Origin of the sequence: Pseudoduganella lurida (assembly GCF_007830455.1) — a bacterium.
Lineage (GTDB): Bacteria > Pseudomonadota > Gammaproteobacteria > Burkholderiales > Burkholderiaceae_D > Rugamonas > Rugamonas lurida.
This window is the reverse complement of sequence record NZ_VLLB01000001.1, coordinates 1,135,623-1,152,805: the sequence shown is the minus strand read 5'-3', so window position 1 is coordinate 1,152,805 and position 17,183 is coordinate 1,135,623. Positions and strand designations below refer to the sequence as shown.

At 66.9% G+C, this 17,183-nt stretch carries 15 protein-coding genes and 3 tRNA genes; 7 read left to right on the top strand and 11 right to left on the bottom strand.

Annotation, left to right across the window (positions count from 1 at the left end):
• Positions 1–29: 29 nt before the first annotated feature.
• The 6 genes from IP91_RS04920 to IP91_RS04895 form a co-directional block, all read right to left on the bottom strand.
• Entirely contained in the window at positions 30–227 is a 198-nt protein-coding gene (locus IP91_RS04920; protein WP_145647611.1) for a hypothetical protein, read from the bottom strand.
• Between the two features lie 3 nt (positions 228–230).
• On the bottom strand, positions 231–2,540 hold the full coding sequence (locus IP91_RS04915; RefSeq protein ID WP_145647610.1) for an ATP-binding protein: 2,310 nt from the start codon (positions 2,538–2,540) through the stop codon (positions 231–233).
• A 168-nt stretch (positions 2,541–2,708) separates the two neighbouring features.
• Positions 2,709–2,793, bottom strand: a tRNA-Leu gene (locus IP91_RS04910).
• Positions 2,794–2,837: 44 nt separating this feature from the next.
• Positions 2,838–2,922 (bottom strand) — tRNA-Leu (locus tag IP91_RS04905).
• A 113-nt stretch (positions 2,923–3,035) separates the two neighbouring features.
• A complete protein-coding gene (locus tag IP91_RS04900) occupies positions 3,036–4,127 on the bottom strand; it encodes an NF038122 family metalloprotease (RefSeq protein WP_145647609.1) in 1,092 nt (363 codons plus the stop codon).
• 202 nt (positions 4,128–4,329) lie between these two features.
• Positions 4,330–4,414: transfer RNA gene (locus tag IP91_RS04895), tRNA-Leu, on the bottom strand.
• Between the two features lie 315 nt (positions 4,415–4,729).
• On the opposite strand from IP91_RS04895, the gene rnr reads away from it, so the two are divergent.
• From rnr to IP91_RS04880, 3 genes are all read left to right on the top strand, one after another.
• On the top strand, positions 4,730–7,414 hold the full coding sequence (gene rnr, locus IP91_RS04890) for a ribonuclease R (protein WP_145647608.1): 2,685 nt from the start codon (positions 4,730–4,732) through the stop codon (positions 7,412–7,414).
• 98 nt (positions 7,415–7,512) lie between these two features.
• Entirely contained in the window at positions 7,513–8,259 is a 747-nt protein-coding gene (gene rlmB / locus IP91_RS04885) for a 23S rRNA (guanosine(2251)-2'-O)-methyltransferase RlmB (protein WP_145647607.1), read from the top strand.
• A 103-nt stretch (positions 8,260–8,362) separates the two neighbouring features.
• Positions 8,363–9,064 (top strand): YceH family protein, encoded by a 702-nt coding sequence (locus tag IP91_RS04880; RefSeq protein WP_145647606.1) that lies wholly within the window; start codon positions 8,363–8,365, stop codon positions 9,062–9,064.
• On the opposite strand, the gene IP91_RS04875 is transcribed toward IP91_RS04880, so the two are convergent.
• The 4 genes from IP91_RS04875 to IP91_RS04860 form a co-directional block, all read right to left on the bottom strand.
• On the bottom strand, positions 9,045–9,659 hold the full coding sequence (locus IP91_RS04875) for a cyanophycin synthetase family protein (protein ID WP_145647605.1): 615 nt from the start codon (positions 9,657–9,659) through the stop codon (positions 9,045–9,047). The genes IP91_RS04880 and IP91_RS04875 overlap by 20 nt on opposite strands.
• A gap of 182 nt (positions 9,660–9,841) precedes the next feature.
• A complete protein-coding gene (locus IP91_RS04870) occupies positions 9,842–10,849 on the bottom strand; it encodes a hypothetical protein (protein ID WP_145647604.1) in 1,008 nt (335 codons plus the stop codon).
• Entirely contained in the window at positions 10,846–11,703 is an 858-nt protein-coding gene (locus tag IP91_RS04865) for an ABC transporter ATP-binding protein (protein ID WP_145647603.1), read from the bottom strand. The genes IP91_RS04870 and IP91_RS04865 overlap by 4 nt, the downstream gene beginning before the upstream one ends.
• Positions 11,700–12,056 carry a GntR family transcriptional regulator gene (locus IP91_RS04860; protein WP_145647602.1) on the bottom strand — a complete coding sequence of 119 codons (357 nt, stop codon included), beginning with the start codon at positions 12,054–12,056 and terminating at the stop codon, positions 11,700–11,702. The genes IP91_RS04865 and IP91_RS04860 overlap by 4 nt, the downstream gene beginning before the upstream one ends.
• Positions 12,057–12,651: 595 nt before the next feature.
• Between IP91_RS04860 and IP91_RS04855 the strand changes: the two genes are divergently transcribed.
• The gene (locus IP91_RS04855) at positions 12,652–14,271 is read left to right on the top strand and encodes a SulP family inorganic anion transporter (RefSeq protein ID WP_199754485.1); all 1,620 of its coding nucleotides are present in this window, start codon (positions 12,652–12,654) and stop codon (positions 14,269–14,271) included.
• Positions 14,195–14,863, top strand: coding sequence for a carbonic anhydrase (locus IP91_RS26385; protein ID WP_307724399.1), 669 nt, complete (start codon positions 14,195–14,197; stop codon positions 14,861–14,863). Before IP91_RS04855 ends, IP91_RS26385 begins: the two co-directional genes overlap by 77 nt.
• 35 nt (positions 14,864–14,898) lie before the next feature.
• Here IP91_RS26385 and IP91_RS04850 read toward each other — a convergent pair whose 3' ends face one another.
• Positions 14,899–15,618 (bottom strand): DUF72 domain-containing protein, encoded by a 720-nt coding sequence (locus IP91_RS04850; protein WP_145647601.1) that lies wholly within the window; start codon positions 15,616–15,618, stop codon positions 14,899–14,901.
• A 116-nt stretch (positions 15,619–15,734) separates the two neighbouring features.
• Here IP91_RS04850 and IP91_RS04845 point away from each other — a divergent pair, with 116 nt between their 5' ends.
• Both IP91_RS04845 and IP91_RS04840 read left to right on the top strand, forming a co-directional pair.
• Complete coding sequence (locus IP91_RS04845; protein WP_145647600.1) at positions 15,735–16,310, top strand: DUF1439 domain-containing protein; 576 nt, start codon at positions 15,735–15,737, stop codon at positions 16,308–16,310.
• 106 nt (positions 16,311–16,416) lie between these two features.
• Positions 16,417–17,175: a tetratricopeptide repeat protein gene (locus IP91_RS04840; RefSeq protein ID WP_145647599.1), complete on the top strand. Its 759-nt coding sequence runs from the start codon at positions 16,417–16,419 to the stop codon at positions 17,173–17,175.
• The last annotated feature ends 8 nt before the right edge of the window (positions 17,176–17,183 follow it).

The following is a 17,183-nucleotide window of genomic DNA, read 5'->3' as shown; positions in this document are numbered from 1 at the left end:
CGCCGATGCTTATCCTTATACTCTATTCATTATTGAGCACGAATCAACTTCTCGCAACGGGAATCCTTGTAGGGCCCCAGCAGCTTGCGCCAGCCGGGTCCGAGCGGCGTCTGCGAGCAGACCTTGGCGCCGTCGCGCACGCTCTCCCACAGCCACCAGGGAGCCGGGGCGGCCAGCGCGAGCCAGCTTGCGAGCAGGAGCAGGATGGTGAGCAGGCGTTTGGACATGGGTCAGCGTGGCGCGATGACGGGCAGGGTGAGCGTGAAGGTGGTGCCGTGTCCGACGGTGCTGGCGACGGCGATGCGGCCGCCCAGCACGCCGGTGACGATATTGTGCGCCACATGCAGGCCGAGGCCGGCGCCGCCGGTGCCGCGCCGGGTCGTGAAGAAGGGATCATACACGCGGGCCAGGTTCTCCGCGGCGATGCCGGCGCCGTTGTCCGCCACCGCGATGGCAATGGCGCCGTCGCCGGCCTCCCGTGCCGACAGCGTGATGACGCCATCCGCGCGCCCCGCCAGGCCATGCCGCACGGCGTTCTCCACCAGCGCGGCCAGCGCCTGCGCCAGCGGTTCCGGATAGCTGTCCATCGCCAGGCCCGGGGCCACCTGCTGCACCACGCGGGGCCGCGGCACCGGCATGGCGGCCGCCAGCGGCGCGGCCAGTTCGGCGATGAATGCATCCAGACGGAAGGTGCGCCGCTGCGAGCCGGCCGTGTCCACCGCCACCTGCCGGAAGCTGGTGACCAGCGTGGCGGCACGCTGCAGGTTGCGCAGCAGGACCGCCTCGGCCTCGCCGGCATGGGCCACGTACTGTTCCAGGTCGGCGCGGCGCAGGCCCGCCTCCAGCTGGCCGCGCAGTGTCGCGAGATGGTCGCTCATCGCGCCGGCGATCGTCAGGCCGTTGCCGATCGGCGTATTCAGCTCGTGCGCGACGCCGGCCACCAGGCCGCCCAGCGCGGCCAGCTTGTCGCGCCGTACCAGTTCGTCCTGCGTCATGCGCAGATGGTCCAGGGCGGCGGCCAGTTCCCCGCTGGTGCGCTCGGCACGCTCCTTGGCGCTGCGCAGTTCCGCCGTGCGCGCCGTCACCAGTTCTTCCAGGTGGTTTCGGTGGCGCGCCAGTTCCGCCTCGCGGCGCGTGCGTTCGATGGCGATGCCGGCCAGGTGCACGGCCACGCCCAGCAGGCGCTCGTCATCGGGGCGGGGCAGGCGCAGGTCACCGGTGCGGAGGTTGCCGGCGTCCGGCGCGCCGGCGAGCGATTCGCGGATGCGCATGTCGCGGTAGTACATCACGAACGTGCCCAGCACCGTCTGGCGGTCGGTCATGATCGGCATCGCCCAGCAGGCGCGCAGGCCCAGGCGTTCGGCCAGCTCGCGGTGGCTGTCGCATGGCGGCGCCTCGCGCAGGTCGGCCGCGCTTAAGTCCGCCACGACAACGGCTGCGCGCCGGTGCATGGCCGCGCAGGGCGGGCTGTCGTGCGTGGCGATCGGCTGGCCTTCGTAGGCCTGCAGGTAGTCGGCCGGCAGGCTGGGCGCCGACCCGCCGCGCACGATGCCGCCCTCGTCCAGCAGCAGCACGGCGCAGACCAGGCCCGGCCCCTGGCCTTCGATCAGCCGCAGCAGGTTGTCGAGGATGTCCTGCAAGGGCGCGCCGCGGGCGATCAGTTCGAGCAGCCGGTTCTGGCCGATGCGCAGCGCTTCGGCCACGCGCAGGCCCGTCACGTCCGCCACGCGCAGGTGCAGCAGCCGCAGGCCGTTCTTTTCCAGCACCACCAGGCGGATCTCGCCGTCGATGTGGCGCCCGCTGCTGTGCTGGAAGGTGAGGGGGAAGATGCGGATGTCGCCGCCCAGGCCTTTCGACACGAGGGCCGCCACGGCCTCGTCCGACGGCGTGCCATCCGGCTGCTGCGGCGGACACAGGTCCTCCAGCCGGGTGCGCATGAGTTCCGCGCCGCCGCGGCCGAACATGCGCTCGGCGTTGCGGTTCACGTCCACCGGCGTGCCGCGCGCGGCGTCGAACAGGATGATGGCGTCCGGCGAGCCGGCCAGCAGCGCGTGGTAGTTCACTTCCAGGCGTTCGGTATCGAGCGGCGCGCCGGCCGGCGGCACCAGCCAGGCATGGCGCGCCGTCAGTTCCACCGTCACTTTTTCCACGATGTCTTCCGGCGCGCACGGCAGCCGCAGATAGCCGGCGGCACCGGCCAGCAGAGCCTGGCCCTGCTCCAGATCGGACGGGGCGGACGACATCACCAGCACGGGCAGCCCGCGCCCGCTGACGGCCGCCGTCAGCCGCGCGCACAGCTCCATGCGCGCGCTGCCGGCCAGTGCCGCGTCCAGCAGCACCAGCGCCACGCCGCCAGCAGCCTGGCCGGTGGCGACGGCGGCCAGCGCGGCGTCGCCCCGGTGGACGACCTGCACCCGGAAACCGGCGCGCACCAGCGAGCGCTCCAGCGCGGCAAATTCGCCGGTGCTGACGATCAGCACCGTGTGCTCGCGCTCGCGGGAGGGCGTGGACGGGCGGGCGGGCGACTTCGGCTCGGACATGGTGGAAAGGCAGTGGCGGGCACGCGGCCCCGGTTCGATGAAGCGGCCAGTGTAGACCAAGCGCCGGCGGGGCGGCGCGTTGCAATGGATGAGGCAGGGAAGTACCGGCGCCAAAGAAAAAGGCCGCGAACCTTGCGGTTCGCGGCCTGCTTCAACGTATCCGGTAGATGGTGCCCACGGAGGGACTCGAACCCCCACACCTTGCGGCACATGGACCTGAACCATGCGCGTCTACCAATTCCGCCACGTGGGCACTGGTACTTCTCGATGCACAACGAACCTTCGTAAAACAAGACTTGGTGCCCACGGAGGGACTCGAACCCCCACACCTTGCGGCACATGGACCTGAACCATGCGCGTCTACCAATTCCGCCACGTGGGCCTTGTTTTACTACCTGCTGCGTTGTCTTGCTACTCTCTCCTGCTGCTTGCTGCCTTTCGGTGTTCAGCAACAGAAGGCACGCATCTTAAAGGGGGAAACCGGATCCGTCAATCTCATTTTGTTCCTTTCCGAAAGATTTTGCTCCGCCGGGCCGCGCGCCCGCCCAGCAGCAGCAGGCCGGCGCCCAGCATCGCAGTGGTGGAGGGCTCCGGAATGGGCGAGACGTCGTAGCCGATGACGTCCATCGCCAGCAGGTCGTTCGCCGAGATGGACAGCAGTTCGCCGCGGCCGGCGGTGGGGTCCATCAGGCCGATGAACAGGTCGTCCTTCCAGTGGCTGGCCTGGCGGCCGTCGCCATGCACCACGCCGTTCGAGAACAGCGGCCCCTGGGTGACGCCGCCGTCGATCGAGAAGTACTTCGGCCGGTTGTCCGCGGTCCAGTCGATCACGCCTTCGGGGCTCTGGGCGGAGTAGCGGAACAGGTCCAGCCCGGAGACGTAGGTGAACTGGTTGTCGGCGAAGAAGGTGGACGAGGAATTGTTGTCGAGGATGTCGACGCCGCTGATGAAGCCCAGCGAATGGCCGATCTCGTGCGCGGCGATGCCCACGAAATCGAAGGCGTTGCTGCCGATGCCGTCGTTGCGGTTGAAGTCGAACGTGAAATTGCTGTTGAACTGGATGAAGCCGTCGCAGGTGCCGATGCAGTTGGTGAGCGTCTGCGGCATGATGCCCAGGTTGATGGCCTTGGCCTCGGCGGTGGTGATGCGGATCGTGCGGTTGTTGGCATCGCCGTCGTTGTCCAGGTAGGGCGTGGCACTGCCGGCGCCGTTCGGACTGTTCGAGGTGCGGTTGATCAGCATGTCGAAGGTGGCGCCGGTCGACAGGCTGCCCGTCGCCGTCGTGTCGGCGCTGGAGGTGATGTCGTCCACCAGGCGCTGGCGGAAGGTGCTGTACGAGTAGGCCTGCTGGGCCGACTGGGTGGAGCCGAGCACGTTCGGTGCGAGGGGATTGAAGCCGACGGTCAGGTTGACGGTGATGTCGTCCTGGATGCGGCTGGACCAGAGCGCGGCGGCGGCGCGGAAGCCGTCCTGCGCCTGCATCGACGTGCCCGGCGTGAACGCGAACGTGAAGGCCAGGGCGGCGTCCGCGGGACCGGCGGCCGCGGCGGCAGTCGCCAGGGTGATGGCGGATAACAAGGTTTTCATGGCTCCCTCCTAGATTGGACAAGGAGGGGCAGGCAAGAAGCATGCACAGCCATGGCGCGCCCGGGCGCGTGCATGCGCATGCAAGGGGATGCGCGAGAAGCGGTCCCGAGCGTAAAGGCCGCCGACGCCGTGCCAAGGGAAGCACCAAAGAGAAAAGGCCGCGAATCTTTCGACTCGCGGCCTTTCCTGCAGATCCGGTAGATGGTGCCCACGGAGGGACTCGAACCCCCACACCTTGCGGCACATGGACCTGAACCATGCGCGTCTACCAATTCCGCCACGTGGGCACTGCGTCACAATGACTTGCAACTGCTGCTATTATAGCGAACGGGTGAGTTTTGCGCCAGATGAACTTTCATTCCACGCTGCACATCCACTCGGTACTCTTTCACAGCAACCCGCATCGCTGCGGGAGGCCGAATTATAGAGCAAGAATTCCCATTGTCAAAGGGTGAAGTGAAGGTGGCGTGAAAATGACGGCAGGGCTTGTTCATCGTGCGGCTTCACTGTCCGATTCGGACGGCCGTTAGGCAAACCGCCGCACCTCCGGTACACTACGCTGCCACCTTCGCCTACCAATAAGATCAAATCAAAGAACAGTTTTGAAACAGACGACGCATACCATTCCCAGCCGCGAGGAAATCCTCGGCATCTTCCGCAGCGCCAACGCGCCGCTCGACCTGCGCACGCTGTCCATGACGCTCGGCGTCAATCCCGAATCGCAGGAAGTGCTGACGCGGCGCCTGAACGCCATGGAGCGTGACGGCCAGATCCGTTCCGACACGGGCGGCTTCTACGTGCTGGCCGACCATTCCGACTTCGTTGCCGGCCGCGTCAGCGCGCACCGCGACGGCTTCGGCTTCGTGATCCCGGACGAGCCGGGCGACGACCTGTTCCTGTCCGAGCGCGAGATGCAGAAGGTCCTGCACGGCGACAAGGTGCTGGCCCGCGTGACGGGCTTCGACCGCCGCGGCCGTCCGGAAGGCACGATCGTCGAGGTGACGGAGCGGGGCAACACGCACATCATCGGCCGCCTGCTGAAGGACAACGGCGTGTGGATCGTGGCGCCGGAAGACAAGCGCATCGGCCAGGACATCATCCTGTCCGGTTCGCCGGGCAAGGCCAAGAGCGGCCAGATCGTCAGCGTCGAGCTGACGGAGCAGCCGGGCCGCTTCAAGCAGCCGGTCGGCCGCATCGTCGAGGTGCTGGGCGACATGGACGACCCGGGCATGGAGATCGAGATCGCGGTCCGCAAGTTCGGCGTGCCCCATGAGTTCTCGGCCGCCGCGCTGAACCAGGCGAAGAAGCTGCCGGACGTGGTGCACGAGAAGGACTGGCAGGATGGCAAGGACCCGCGCGTCGACCTGCGCGACGTGCCGCTGGTGACCATCGACGGCGAAGACGCACGCGACTTCGACGATGCCGTCTACTGCGAACCCGTGAAGGTGGGCCGTGCCAACGGCTTCCGCCTGATCGTGGCGATCGCCGACGTGTCCGCCTATGTCAAGCCGAACGACGCGCTGGACAAGGATGCGCTGGAGCGCAGCACCTCCGTGTACTTCCCGCGCCGCGTGATCCCGATGCTGCCGGAGAAGCTGTCGAACGGCCTGTGCTCGCTGAACCCGGCCGTCGACCGCCTGACGCTGGTGTGCGATGCCGTCATCACGGCCGCCGGCGAGATCAAGGCCTACCAGTTCTACCCGGCCGTGATCCACTCGGCCGCGCGCTTCACGTACAACGAAGTGGCGGCGATCCTGTCGAACACGAAGGGCCCGGAAGCGGCCAAGCGCGCCCAGCTGGTGCCGCACCTGCAGAACCTGTACGCCGCCTACCACGCGCTGCTCAAGGCCCGCGTGGAACGGGGCGCGATCGATTTCGAGACGACGGAAACGTACATCGTCTGCAACCCGGCCGGCAAGATCGAGAAGATCATCCCGCGCACCCGCAACGATGCGCACAAGCTGATCGAGGAGTGCATGCTGGCGGCGAACGTCTGCGCGGCCGATCTGCTGCTGCGCCACAAGCATCCGGGCACGTACCGCATCCACGCCTCGCCGACGAAGGAAAAGCTCACGCAGGTACGCGAGTTCCTGAAGCAGGTGGGCCTGTCCCTGGCCGGCGGCGACAAGCCGGTGGCGGGCGACTACGCCGAGCTGATGCGCAAGATCAAGGAGCGCCCGGATGCCGGCCTGCTGCAGACCATGCTGCTGCGCTCGATGCAGCAGGCCGTCTACAGCCCGGACAATATCGGCCACTTCGGCCTGGCCTACGAGGCGTATGCCCACTTCACCAGCCCGATCCGCCGCTATCCCGACCTGCTGACGCACCGCGCCATCAAGGCCATCCTGCAGGGTAAAAAATACGAGCCGAAGATCGAGGACAAGAGCGTCCTGAACACCACGATCTCGAACGCCACGCGCCGCCAGCAGCTGAAGGACAAGGCCGAGGGCAAGGAACCGAAAGCCGCGCGCGACGTTACCGTGTGGGATGCGCTGGGCGTGCACTGCTCGGCCAACGAACGCCGTGCCGACGAAGCGTCGCGCGATGTCGAGGCCTGGCTGAAGTGCTACTTCATGCAGGACAAGCTGGGCGAGGAATTCACCGGCATCATCACCGGCGTGACCACGTTCGGCATCTTCGTGCAGCTGGACCAGCTGTTCGTCGAAGGTCTCGTGCACGTGACGGACCTGGGTGCCGACTACTTCCAGTACGACGACGCGCGCCATGAACTGCGCGGCGAACGCACCGGCAAGCGCTACCAGCTGACCGACCGCGTCACCGTGCAGGTGACGCGCGTGGACCTGGAGTCGCGCAAGATCGACCTGCGCCTGGCGCAGAGCGAAACGGCCGGCATGCCGCCGGCACGTGGCGGCCGCGCACCGGAAGGCGAAGACGACGACTTCGATGCCAAGGACGGCAAGGGCGGCAAGCCGCGCCGTTCGCGCGGCGGCAAGGGCGGTTCGTCCGGTTCGTCGCGCGGCGAGGGCGGTGGCGGTGGCGGCAAGTCGCGTTCGGGTGCGTCCCGGCATGAAGCGCCACGCAGTGCCCGGCCGCAGGGCCGCAACGGCGAAGTGCCGGTGGCCGATGTCGCGGCGAAGAGTGCGCCGAAAAGCGACACCCCGCGCGAGCCCGCTCCCGCACCGAAGATCTCGCTGCTGCCCCAATTGACAGATTACGATCCGAAGAAGGAGCGGAGCGCCAAGGCGGCGCCGGCCAAACGGAGCAAGGCCGGCCCGGAAGCCAAGGCCGCGAAGGCGGCACCGGCCAAGGCCAGCAAGAAACGTTGATCCAGCGCCGCGGCCATCGAGCCGCGGCGCTTTTTTCGCGACACGCGTGGCGCTGTGCCCCGTGTCCGCAGCAATCCATCGAAACAAAGAAGCAAGCCATGTCCAAGAACAAAATGATTTTCGGCTTCCACGCCGTCACCTCGCGCCTGCGCCACGAAGCCGCCTCCGTCGAAGAAATCTTCGTCGACGCCACCCGCGACGACCGCCGCATGAAGGACCTGGTCGCCAACGCAAAGGCGGCCGGCGTGCGCGTGATGCCGGTCGATTCGGCCCGCCTCGACAAGATCGTCGGCACCCGTCGCCACCAGGGCGTGATCGCGTTTGCCTCGCAGCTGGCGCTGGCCCGCAACCTGGACGAACTGCTGGACGCGATCGATGGCCCGCCGCTGCTGCTGGTCCTGGACGGCATCACCGACCCGCACAACCTGGGCGCCTGCCTGCGCGTGGCCGACGGCGTGGGTGCGCATGCAGTGATCGTGCCGAAGGACCGCGCGGTGGGCCTGAACGCCACCGCCGCGAAGGTGGCCAGTGGCGCCGCCGAGACCGTGCCTTACATCACGGTGACGAACCTGGCGCGCACGCTGCGCGAGCTGAAGGAACGCGACATCTGGCTGATCGGCACCTCGGATGACGGTGAAAAGGGGCTGTATGACGCCGACTTCACGGGCCCCACCGCGCTGGTGATGGGCTCCGAGGGCGAAGGCATGCGCCGCCTGACGCGCGAGACCTGCGACATGCTGGTCAGCATCCCCATGTTCGGCTCCGTCGAGAGCCTGAACGTGTCCGTCGCTTCGGGCGTGTGCCTGTACGAGGCGCGCCGCCAGCGGATCGCCAAGGAAGGCTGAAGTCTTTCACCGCCGGGCTCGTGTCCATGTCGGGGTCTGACCCCAGGGTGGACACGGGCTCGACAATAACAGCGTGCCGACCGGCTTCGTCGAGACTCAATCCATGACCGAAAATACCACCGATACCCTCGATCCGTTCGAGATCCGCGTGCTGGCCGTGCTGGCCGAAAAGGAAGCGCTGACGCCGGATAACTATCCGATGTCGCTCAATGCACTCACCAACGGCTGCAACCAGTTATCGAGCCGCGATCCCGTGATGCAGATCTCGGAAGACACCGTGGCCGATGTGCTGGCCCGGCTGGCCGAACGCCGCCTCGTCAATGCCGTTACCGCCGCCGGCGCGCGCGTGACGAAGTACGAGCACCGCATGCGGATCAAGTGGTCGCTGGAACAGGACCGCCTGGCCGTGCTGGCGATCCTGATGCTGCGCGGCCACCAGACGGCCGGCGAGATCCGCACCCGCACGGGCCGTCTGCACGACTTCAAGTCCGTCGCGGATGTGGAAGAAGCGCTGCAGTTTTTGATCGACAAATACCCGCCACTGGTGGCCAAGCTGGCGCGCGCGCCCGGCACGAAGGAGTCGCGCTACGGGCAGCTGCTGGGTGGCGAAGTGGAACTGGCGCGGGAGGAAGCGGGGTATGCAGCGGCGGGCTATGCTGCGGCGGCCGCTACGGCTGGTGGGGCAGGGGGCGGCAGATCCGGGGGCGACCGGGTCGCCCAGCTGGAGCAGGAAGTCCAGCAGCTGCGTGCGGATTACGCAGCGCTGGCGGAGCAGTTCGAACAGTTCAAGCGGCAATTCGACTAGCGTTCGACCGGGCGCTGAACGCACGGTTCGCCATGGCGCGGGCGGCGACGGCATCGACCCGCACTTCCGGCGCCGACGGCACCACGGAGGCCGCGGCCGGCAGGTGCTCCGCGCCGATGGCGACGCGGCGCAGCTCGTCCAGGCCTTCGTTCAGCGCGAACTCGCGGCCGGCCAGCAGGGCATCGATCAGGCCGATCGCCAGGCTCAGCGACGCGTTGGCCACCGTGCCGCAGCGAAACGGCAGGATCAGGCGGTAGCGGCCGGCCATCTTCGGCACGCGGCCGACAAAACCGATCATCACTTCGTCGCCGGCCAGGCGGTGCAGCTCGATGGCCACGCCCTGGATCAGGCGTGCCAGCTGGAGGCCGTCGCAGTTCGCATCATCGTCCGCAGGCGACATGTCTTCCCCCACCACCCCGATCAGGCTGCGGCCCTGTCGCAGGCCCGGCAGAACCGACTTCAGCCGCGCTCGCAGGCGATCCATGTCCGCCGTGGAGTACGGGGCAGGGTGGCCGAGATCGAGGATGCTGAGCAGGCACGGTTCCGTGCAGTAGCGGTTGGTACCATCGAGGTAGCGTTGGTCGACAATGTTCATGTTCTACTCCTGAAAGCGACCGCCAACGCGAGACCGGATGATCTGGCGCTGGCGGAATGAAGGCATTATCTCAATCGGCGATGCTTTTCGGCATCGGTGCCGCCCCTCCCCGTCTGTAAGACCACGCCTACAGCTGAGCACGGGTGTCCCGGTGCCAGGCACCAGGACACTTTACTGTGCCGTCATTCTCCTTCGCGGCGGCGTCGTACGTAGATCGCCACGGCGATCATCGCGGCGCCGGCGAGGGCGCCGATCCACAGGTTCGCGGTGCCGAACACGGCCCAGGATTGCGTATAGATCGCGTCGAACACGGCACCGGGATGGCTTTGCGAGACGGCGTGGCCCGTGCGTTCGACGGTGCCGCGCAGCGTGTCGTCGGCGAACCACGCGCCCGGCATCACGCTGGCCAGCAGGCGTGACAGCAGCGTCTTGAAGATCCACTGCAGGTCCAGGCCCAGGCCGAAGCCCGCATTGGCCCACGCCAGGATCGCCATCGCCAGCAGTGGCGCGGCCACGGCCCACACGAACGGCTTGGACCGCGCCCAGCTCGACACCATCAGCAGCCAGCCCACCGTCGGCAGTGCCCACAGCGCATACACCGGCAGCAGCGACAGCAGTTTCAGCGGTGTCAGCCAGAAGACGGGGGAGTGCAGCAGGTGCGGCAGCACATTGGTGCCATGCAGGGCGAAGACGGCAACGGCCATCAGCAGGATGACGAGCGACGTGGCGACGGCCAGCGCCAGCATGCCGAACGGGATGACCAGCAGCGCCATGGCCGCCTTCGACAGCACGGTGGCCGCGTCGGACACGGGCAGCGATTTCCAGAACAGGATGCTGCGGTCGCGCCGCTCGTTGTACAGCGCACCCATCGCGTAGGCGAACACCATGAACGCCAGCGTCAGGTACAGGGGCGCGGCCATCAGGGGGAACACCGCGGCCAGCAGCGCTGCGATGATTTCCTTCTGCCGCTCGCCCATCTGTACCGACAGCGAGCTCACCTCGTGCACCGGTCCGCCGAACGTGAAGGTCGCGCCCTGGCCCTTGACGATCGCGATCGCGCTGAAGCCCACCAGCAGCGCCGCGATGGCCAGCGGCAGCCACACCATCATGCCCTGGTGTTCCCAGATCTCGCGGCGTAGCAGCCACTGGAAGCGGTTCTGGATGGATCGACGTGTCTGCAGGCCGGTCATTTCGCGGCTCCTTTCATGCTGGCGACGAACAGGTCCGCCACGCTGGGCGTGCGCAGTTCGCCAAGGTTGTCGAGCTGCCCGCGCGGCACGCCGTCGAACAGCATCACGCTGCGGCCGAACACGGTGCGCTGCGTCAGCGGCTGCAGGGCCGCGGCGGCCGCCGCGTGCTGCGGATGGACCATCACTTCCGTGTAGCGCTCGCCGATCTCGTCCATCGACGCGGCCAGCACGATGCGGCCTTCCTCGATGAACAGCAGGTCGGTGAGGATGTGTTCCACCTCCTCGATCTGGTGGGTGGTGATGACGATGGTCTTGTGTTCATCGAAGTAGTCCTCCAGCAGGTTCTGGTAGAACCCCTTGCGGTACAGGATGTCCAGGCCCAGCGTGGGCTCGTCGAGCACCAGCACCTTCGCGTCGATCGCCATCACGAGTGCCAGGTGCAGCTGCACGATCATCCCCTTCGACATGGCTTTCACGCGCAGATTGGGAGACAGCTTGGTGGCGGCGAGATAGCGCTGCGCCTTGGCGCGATCGAAGCGGGGATGCACGCCTGCCACGAAGTCGACGGCGTCCTTCACCTTCAGCCAGCGGGGCAGGATCGCCACGTCGGCGATGAAGCACACGTCGTTCATCAGTGCGTCGCGGTGGGTGCGCGGATCGAGGCCCAGCACGGACAGCTCGCCCTCCACGCTGCACAGCCCCAGCAGTGCCTTCAGCGTGGTGGTCTTGCCGGAACCGTTCGGGCCGATCAGGCCCACGATGCGGCCCGGCTGCACGTCGAAGCTCGCGCCATCGAGCGCCTTGCGGGCGCCGTAGCGCTTGACAAGGTTGCGCGCGGTGATCACGGCGCTCATGGGCGGGGCCCCTGTGCGCTGCGCAGCAGCACGTCCACGTCCAGGCCGAGGCGGCGGATGCGCGCCACCATCGCCGGCCATTCCTCGCGCAGGAAGCGTTCGCGCTCCGTGCCCAGCAGTTTTTCGACAGCGCCTTCGGTAACGTACATGCCCAGCCCCCTTCTTTTTTCAACCAAGGTTTCATCGACCAGCTCCTGATACGCGCGCGACACGGTGATCGGGTTCAGTTGCCAGTCCGCCGCCACCTGCCGCACCGAGGGCAGTGCATCCCCCGGTCTGAGCAGGCCGTCCAGCATCATGCCGATCACCCGCTCCTTCAGCTGGCGGTAGATCGGCGCATTGTCATGCCACATACATGGGCCCTCCTGCGTTGGTGTTGTAGTGAACTATAACACCACACGGGGCGGTTGCAACCGTTTTTTAGCCGACCTTGCCCGCCGGGATGGCGGATGCGGCTGTGTGCAAAGCGCTGCAATGCGACATGATCAAATTTTTTTCAGTCGTGCGAATTCCATCACGCGCAGGAATGAGCTTTATCGCCTCCGATTATATGCGCGCATTCATGCGGGTTTGCGGGGAGGCGGCGATTGAGGATATTTAATTAAAATGTCCTGGTGAACACAATCAAATCGCGCTGACATCATTCATTCCGACCGATTATCGAAGCAGCTTTGTGCACTGCGCAAAACGCGTGTTATATTGATTTCAGCGGCTTGCCAGTCTTATTCCGGTTGGCCGGATTTTTTAATGCTTGGTTAATATCCGGAGTTGGCCGGGCAATAAAAGCGTGCAGTTCCAGCAGTTCTTTCAGGTCGGCGCGCCGCCCCGTCAGTCGGGGGCGGGGCCACCCGCGCACAAGATGCTTCCAATAGACGCGACACGCGTCACGGCGCGGGATGGGGGCTGACACATCGACGACTGATCATCTCTTTCGAAACGTGTGTCACCATGAATATCAAAACCTTGAAATACGATGTCCCGGCGGGCATCGTGGTGTTTCTCGTCGCCCTGCCTTTATGCCTGGGCATTGCGCTCGCTTCCGGCGCGCCGCTGTTTTCCGGGATTATCTCGGGGATTATCGGCGGGATCGTCGTGGGCGCCATCAGCGGTTCCCATACCAGTGTCAGCGGCCCGGCCGCGGGCCTGGCCGCCGTGGTACTGGCCTCCATTTCGAAACTGGGCGCCTTCGAGGTGCTGCTGGCGGCGATCCTGATTGCCGGCGTGCTGCAGGTGGCGCTCGGTGTGCTGCGCGCCGGCTTCATCGCCAACTACGTGCCCTCCAACGTGATCAAGGGCCTGCTGGCCGCGATCGGCATCCTGCTGATCCTCAAGCAGCTGCCCCACGCGGTCGGGTATGACGCCAACAATGCCGACGAATACGCCTTCCTGCAGGCCAATGGCGAAAACACGTTCTCGGCGCTGGGCAGTGCGCTGGCCGTGATCACGCCGGGCGCCGTCGTCATCGCGCTGCTGTCGATGCTGATCCTGCTGTACTGGGACCGGACGCCGCTGAAGAACGTGAAGCTGCTGCCGGCGCCGCTGTTCGTGGTGGCGCTGAGCGTCCTGCTCAACGTGCTGTTCGCCCGCTTCGCGCCCGGGCTGCACATCGAGGCGACGCACCTGGTCGAAATCCCGCCGGTCGACACGGGCAACCTGGGCGCCTACCTGCAGCTGCCTGCCCTGGCGCACTTCGCCAATCCGGACGTGTGGGTGGTCGGGTTCACGATCGCCATCGTGGCCTCGCTGGAAACGCTGCTGAACGTGGAGGCGGTGGACCGCATCGATCCGCACAAGCGCGAGACGCCGGCCAACCGCGAACTGGTGGCGCAGGGCATCGGCAATCTGTGCGCCGGCCTGCTGGGCGGGCTGCCCGTCACTTCCGTCATCGTGCGCAGCTCCGTCAACGTGCAGACGGGCGGCCGCACCAAGGCATCGGCCGTGCTGCATGGCGTGCTGCTGCTGGTGGCCGTGCTGGCGCTGAGCCCCGTGCTGAACCGCATTCCGCTGGCCGCGCTGGCCGCCATCCTGATCATGACGGGCTACAAGCTGGCCAAGGTGTCGCTGTTCCGCGAGATGTACGCGCGCGGCTGGTCGCAGTTCGTGCCGTTCGCCGTGACGGTGCTGGCGATCGTCTTCACGGACCTGCTGACCGGCGTGCTGATCGGCCTCGGCTCGAGCATGTTCTACCTGTTGCGCAGCAATTTCCGCAATCCGTTCGCGATGGAGCAGTACCGCATGCACATCGGCGACATGATCAAGATGGAGCTGCCGAACCAGGTGTCGTTCCTGAACAAGGCCACCATCCGCAGCACGCTGTGGGACATTCCGCATGGCTCGAAGGTGCTGATCGATGCGGGCAATGCCGATTTCCATCGACAGCGACGTGCTGGAGACCATCCAGGACTACCGCTCGGTGGCGGCGGAGCGCGATGTGCAGCTGAACGTGGTCGGCCTGCGCGACAAGTACACGCTCGACGACCCGATCCAGTTCATGCCGATGCTGGACAAGGAAACCCAGGGCAGGCTGCAGCCCGGGGATGTGCTGCAGCTGCTGCGCGATGGCAATGAGCGCTTCCGCACGGGCCGCTCCACCAAGAAGTACTACCTGCACCAGGCGGACGCGATGGCGGCCGGCCAGCACCCCATGGCGGTGGTGGTCAACTGCATCGACTCGCGCACGTCGCCGGAGATCATCTTCGATGCGGGCCTGGGCGACCTGCTCACGGTGCGCATCGCCGGCAACGTGATCAACCAGGAGATCATCGGCAGCCTGGAGATCGCCCACAAGCTGGGCGCCAAGCTGATCGTCGTGAAGGGCCATTCCAGCTGCGGCGCGATCGGCCTGGCGCTGCAGAACGTGGACGCGCACAGCATCGGCACCATCACCGGCAAGATCCAGCCGTCGATCCGGCACTGCCAGTGCGGCACGCATCCGGCGCCGTCCGGCAAGGTGCTGCTGGAGGATGTCACGCGGCAGAACGTGGAGAACTCGCTGGCCGAGGTGCTGGCCGGCAGCGCCTTCCTGCGCGGCTGCATCGAACGGGGCGAGATGGGACTGGTGGGCGCCTACCACGACATCGCCAGCCGCACCGTCGAATTCGGCGAGCTGGTGACGCCGGAGCGCTTCGACCGCTACCGGCCACTGTCGAACGCGGCTTGACGGAGCGTGCGCGCCGGGACCGGGCCGCTCGGGTCTCAGGCGCGCAGGGCGGCGTGCAGCTCCAGCGCATTCGGCGTCGCCTGGCCACCGGCCGTGTTGTCGAGGATGCACCAGGCGGCCGGGTGCCGGACCAGCCAGGCGCGCACGTCCTCGATCTGCTGCGGCGTGTAGCGCGAGTAGTAGATGCGCGGGCTGCCGTGCAGGCGCACGTAGGCATCCTCAGAGGTCGGGACGAAGTCGCCCCGGTAGCCCACGACGGGATCGGCCAGCACGCGGGTGACGGCGGCATCGCACAGCAGCTGCGTGGCGTCGTCCGTGAACCAGCTGGCGTGGCGCGCTTCGCAGGCGATCGTGCAGGGGAAGGCTTCGTGCAGCGCCTCGAACAGGATGCGCGCGGCATCGGCATCGAGCGCCAGGCTGGGTGGCAGCTGCACGAGCACCACGCCCAGCTTGTTCCCCAGCGCGCCGGCCTCGCCGGCGAACTGCGCCAGTAGCGCATCAAAGTCGCGCAGGCGCGCCTCGTGCGTGATGGTGCGCGGCAGCTTGACGGCAAAGCGGAAGCCGTCCGGCGTGTCCTGCGCCCAGCGCGCATAGGTCTTGGGCTGGTGCGGCCGATAGAAACTCGAATTGATCTCCACGGCGTTGAACACCGCCGCATAGCGTTGCAGGTGGCTGCCTTCGGCCGGGAAACGGGGGGCATCGTCGCGCGGAATGCTCCAGCCGGCGCAGCCGACAAATGGGATGGTGTGGTCCATGGCCTCACGATAGGCCGGCGGCGCCTGCGCCACCGTTCGCGCACGCACATCCCGCCTCGTTCGGGCACACATGGCCTTTCCGGTATCATGCGGTTTTTTCAAGCGACGGGACAGGTATGCAGACGACGTTACTGGCGCGGCGGCGCCGCTTCGGGTGGGTGGCGCTGGCAGTTGCGGCAGGTGCGCTGCTGGGAGGCTGTGCCAGCCTGACGGGGCCGCGCGAGGTGGCCGTGCCGCTCGAGCGCCTGCAGCGCGGGCTGGAGCAGAAGTTCCCCCTGCAGCAGCGTGCGCTGGGCGTGTTCGAGCTGCAGCTGGCCCGGCCGCAGGTGACGGTGCTGCGCGATAACGATCGGCTGGCGCTGGCCGCCGATGTGTCGATCACGTCGCCGTTGCTGCGCCAGGCCGTCCAGGGGAGTGTGTCGCTGTCAGGCCGGCTGTTGGTGGACAATGTGCGCAATGCCGTCGTGCTGGGCGATGCGCACATCGACCGCTTCACGGTGGGCGGTGCCGATGAACGCCTGCAGGGGCAGCTGACGGCAGCGGCCAACGTGGTGGCCGAGAAGCTGGTGCGCGACATGCCGGTGTACCACTTCCGCCCGGACGAATTGCGCTATCTGGGCGTGCAGTATGTGCCCACCACGATCCGCACCACGGCGGACGGCCTGGCCATCCGCTTCGAGCCCGCCAAGTAGCGCGACTGCCACACCTGGGCCACGCCGGCCGCGGGCTTGCAGGTCTTAAGTTGTAGGCGAGAATCGAAATGCCTACAATGAAGGCCCGTGACAGATGGAGAACCGCATGTCGTTCCTCGGAATAGGCCTGCATGTACTGGTGGCGATTTTCTTTGCGGTGCATGCGATCCGCAGCCGGCAGCAGATGTACTGGCTGATGATCCTGTTCATGTTCCCGCTGCTGGGCAGTGTCGTGTATTTCTTCGGCATCTACCTGCCCAGCTCGCGCATCGAGCAGGGCGCGCGCAAGGCGGTGGCCGGCGCCGTCAAGGTGCTCGACCCGACCCGCGAGCTGCGCGAGGCGCACGACGCCTACGCCTTCACCCCCACCGCACAGAACCAGATGCGCCTGGCCGCCGCCCAGCTCGACGCGGGCAACGCCGAAGCGGCCGCCACCACGTATGAAGCGTGCCTGGAAGGGCCGTTCGCGAACGATCCGGACATTCGCCTGGGCGCCGCCAGTGCCAGCCTGCTCAGTGGCCGTCATGCACAGGCGCTGGCGCACCTGGAACGCCTGCGCAGGACGCATCCCGCGTTCCGCCCCGAACAGACGGGCGTGCTGACGGCCCGCGCGCTGGCGGCCGCCGGACGGGGCGACGAAGCGCGCGCGGAATTCGAGGCAACGCTGGAACGCTTCGGCAGTTTCGAAACGCGCGCCGAGTTTGCGATCTGGGCGGCGGATGCGCGCGAGTTCCAGCTGGCGCACCGGCTGCAGAACGAACTGCAGGCCACGATGGACCGCTGGAACCGCCACACGCACACGATGAACCTGCCGCTCATCCGCCGGCTGGAGTCGGCTTTCGCCGCCGTGCCGCGGCAGTCGTAGCCAGCGAT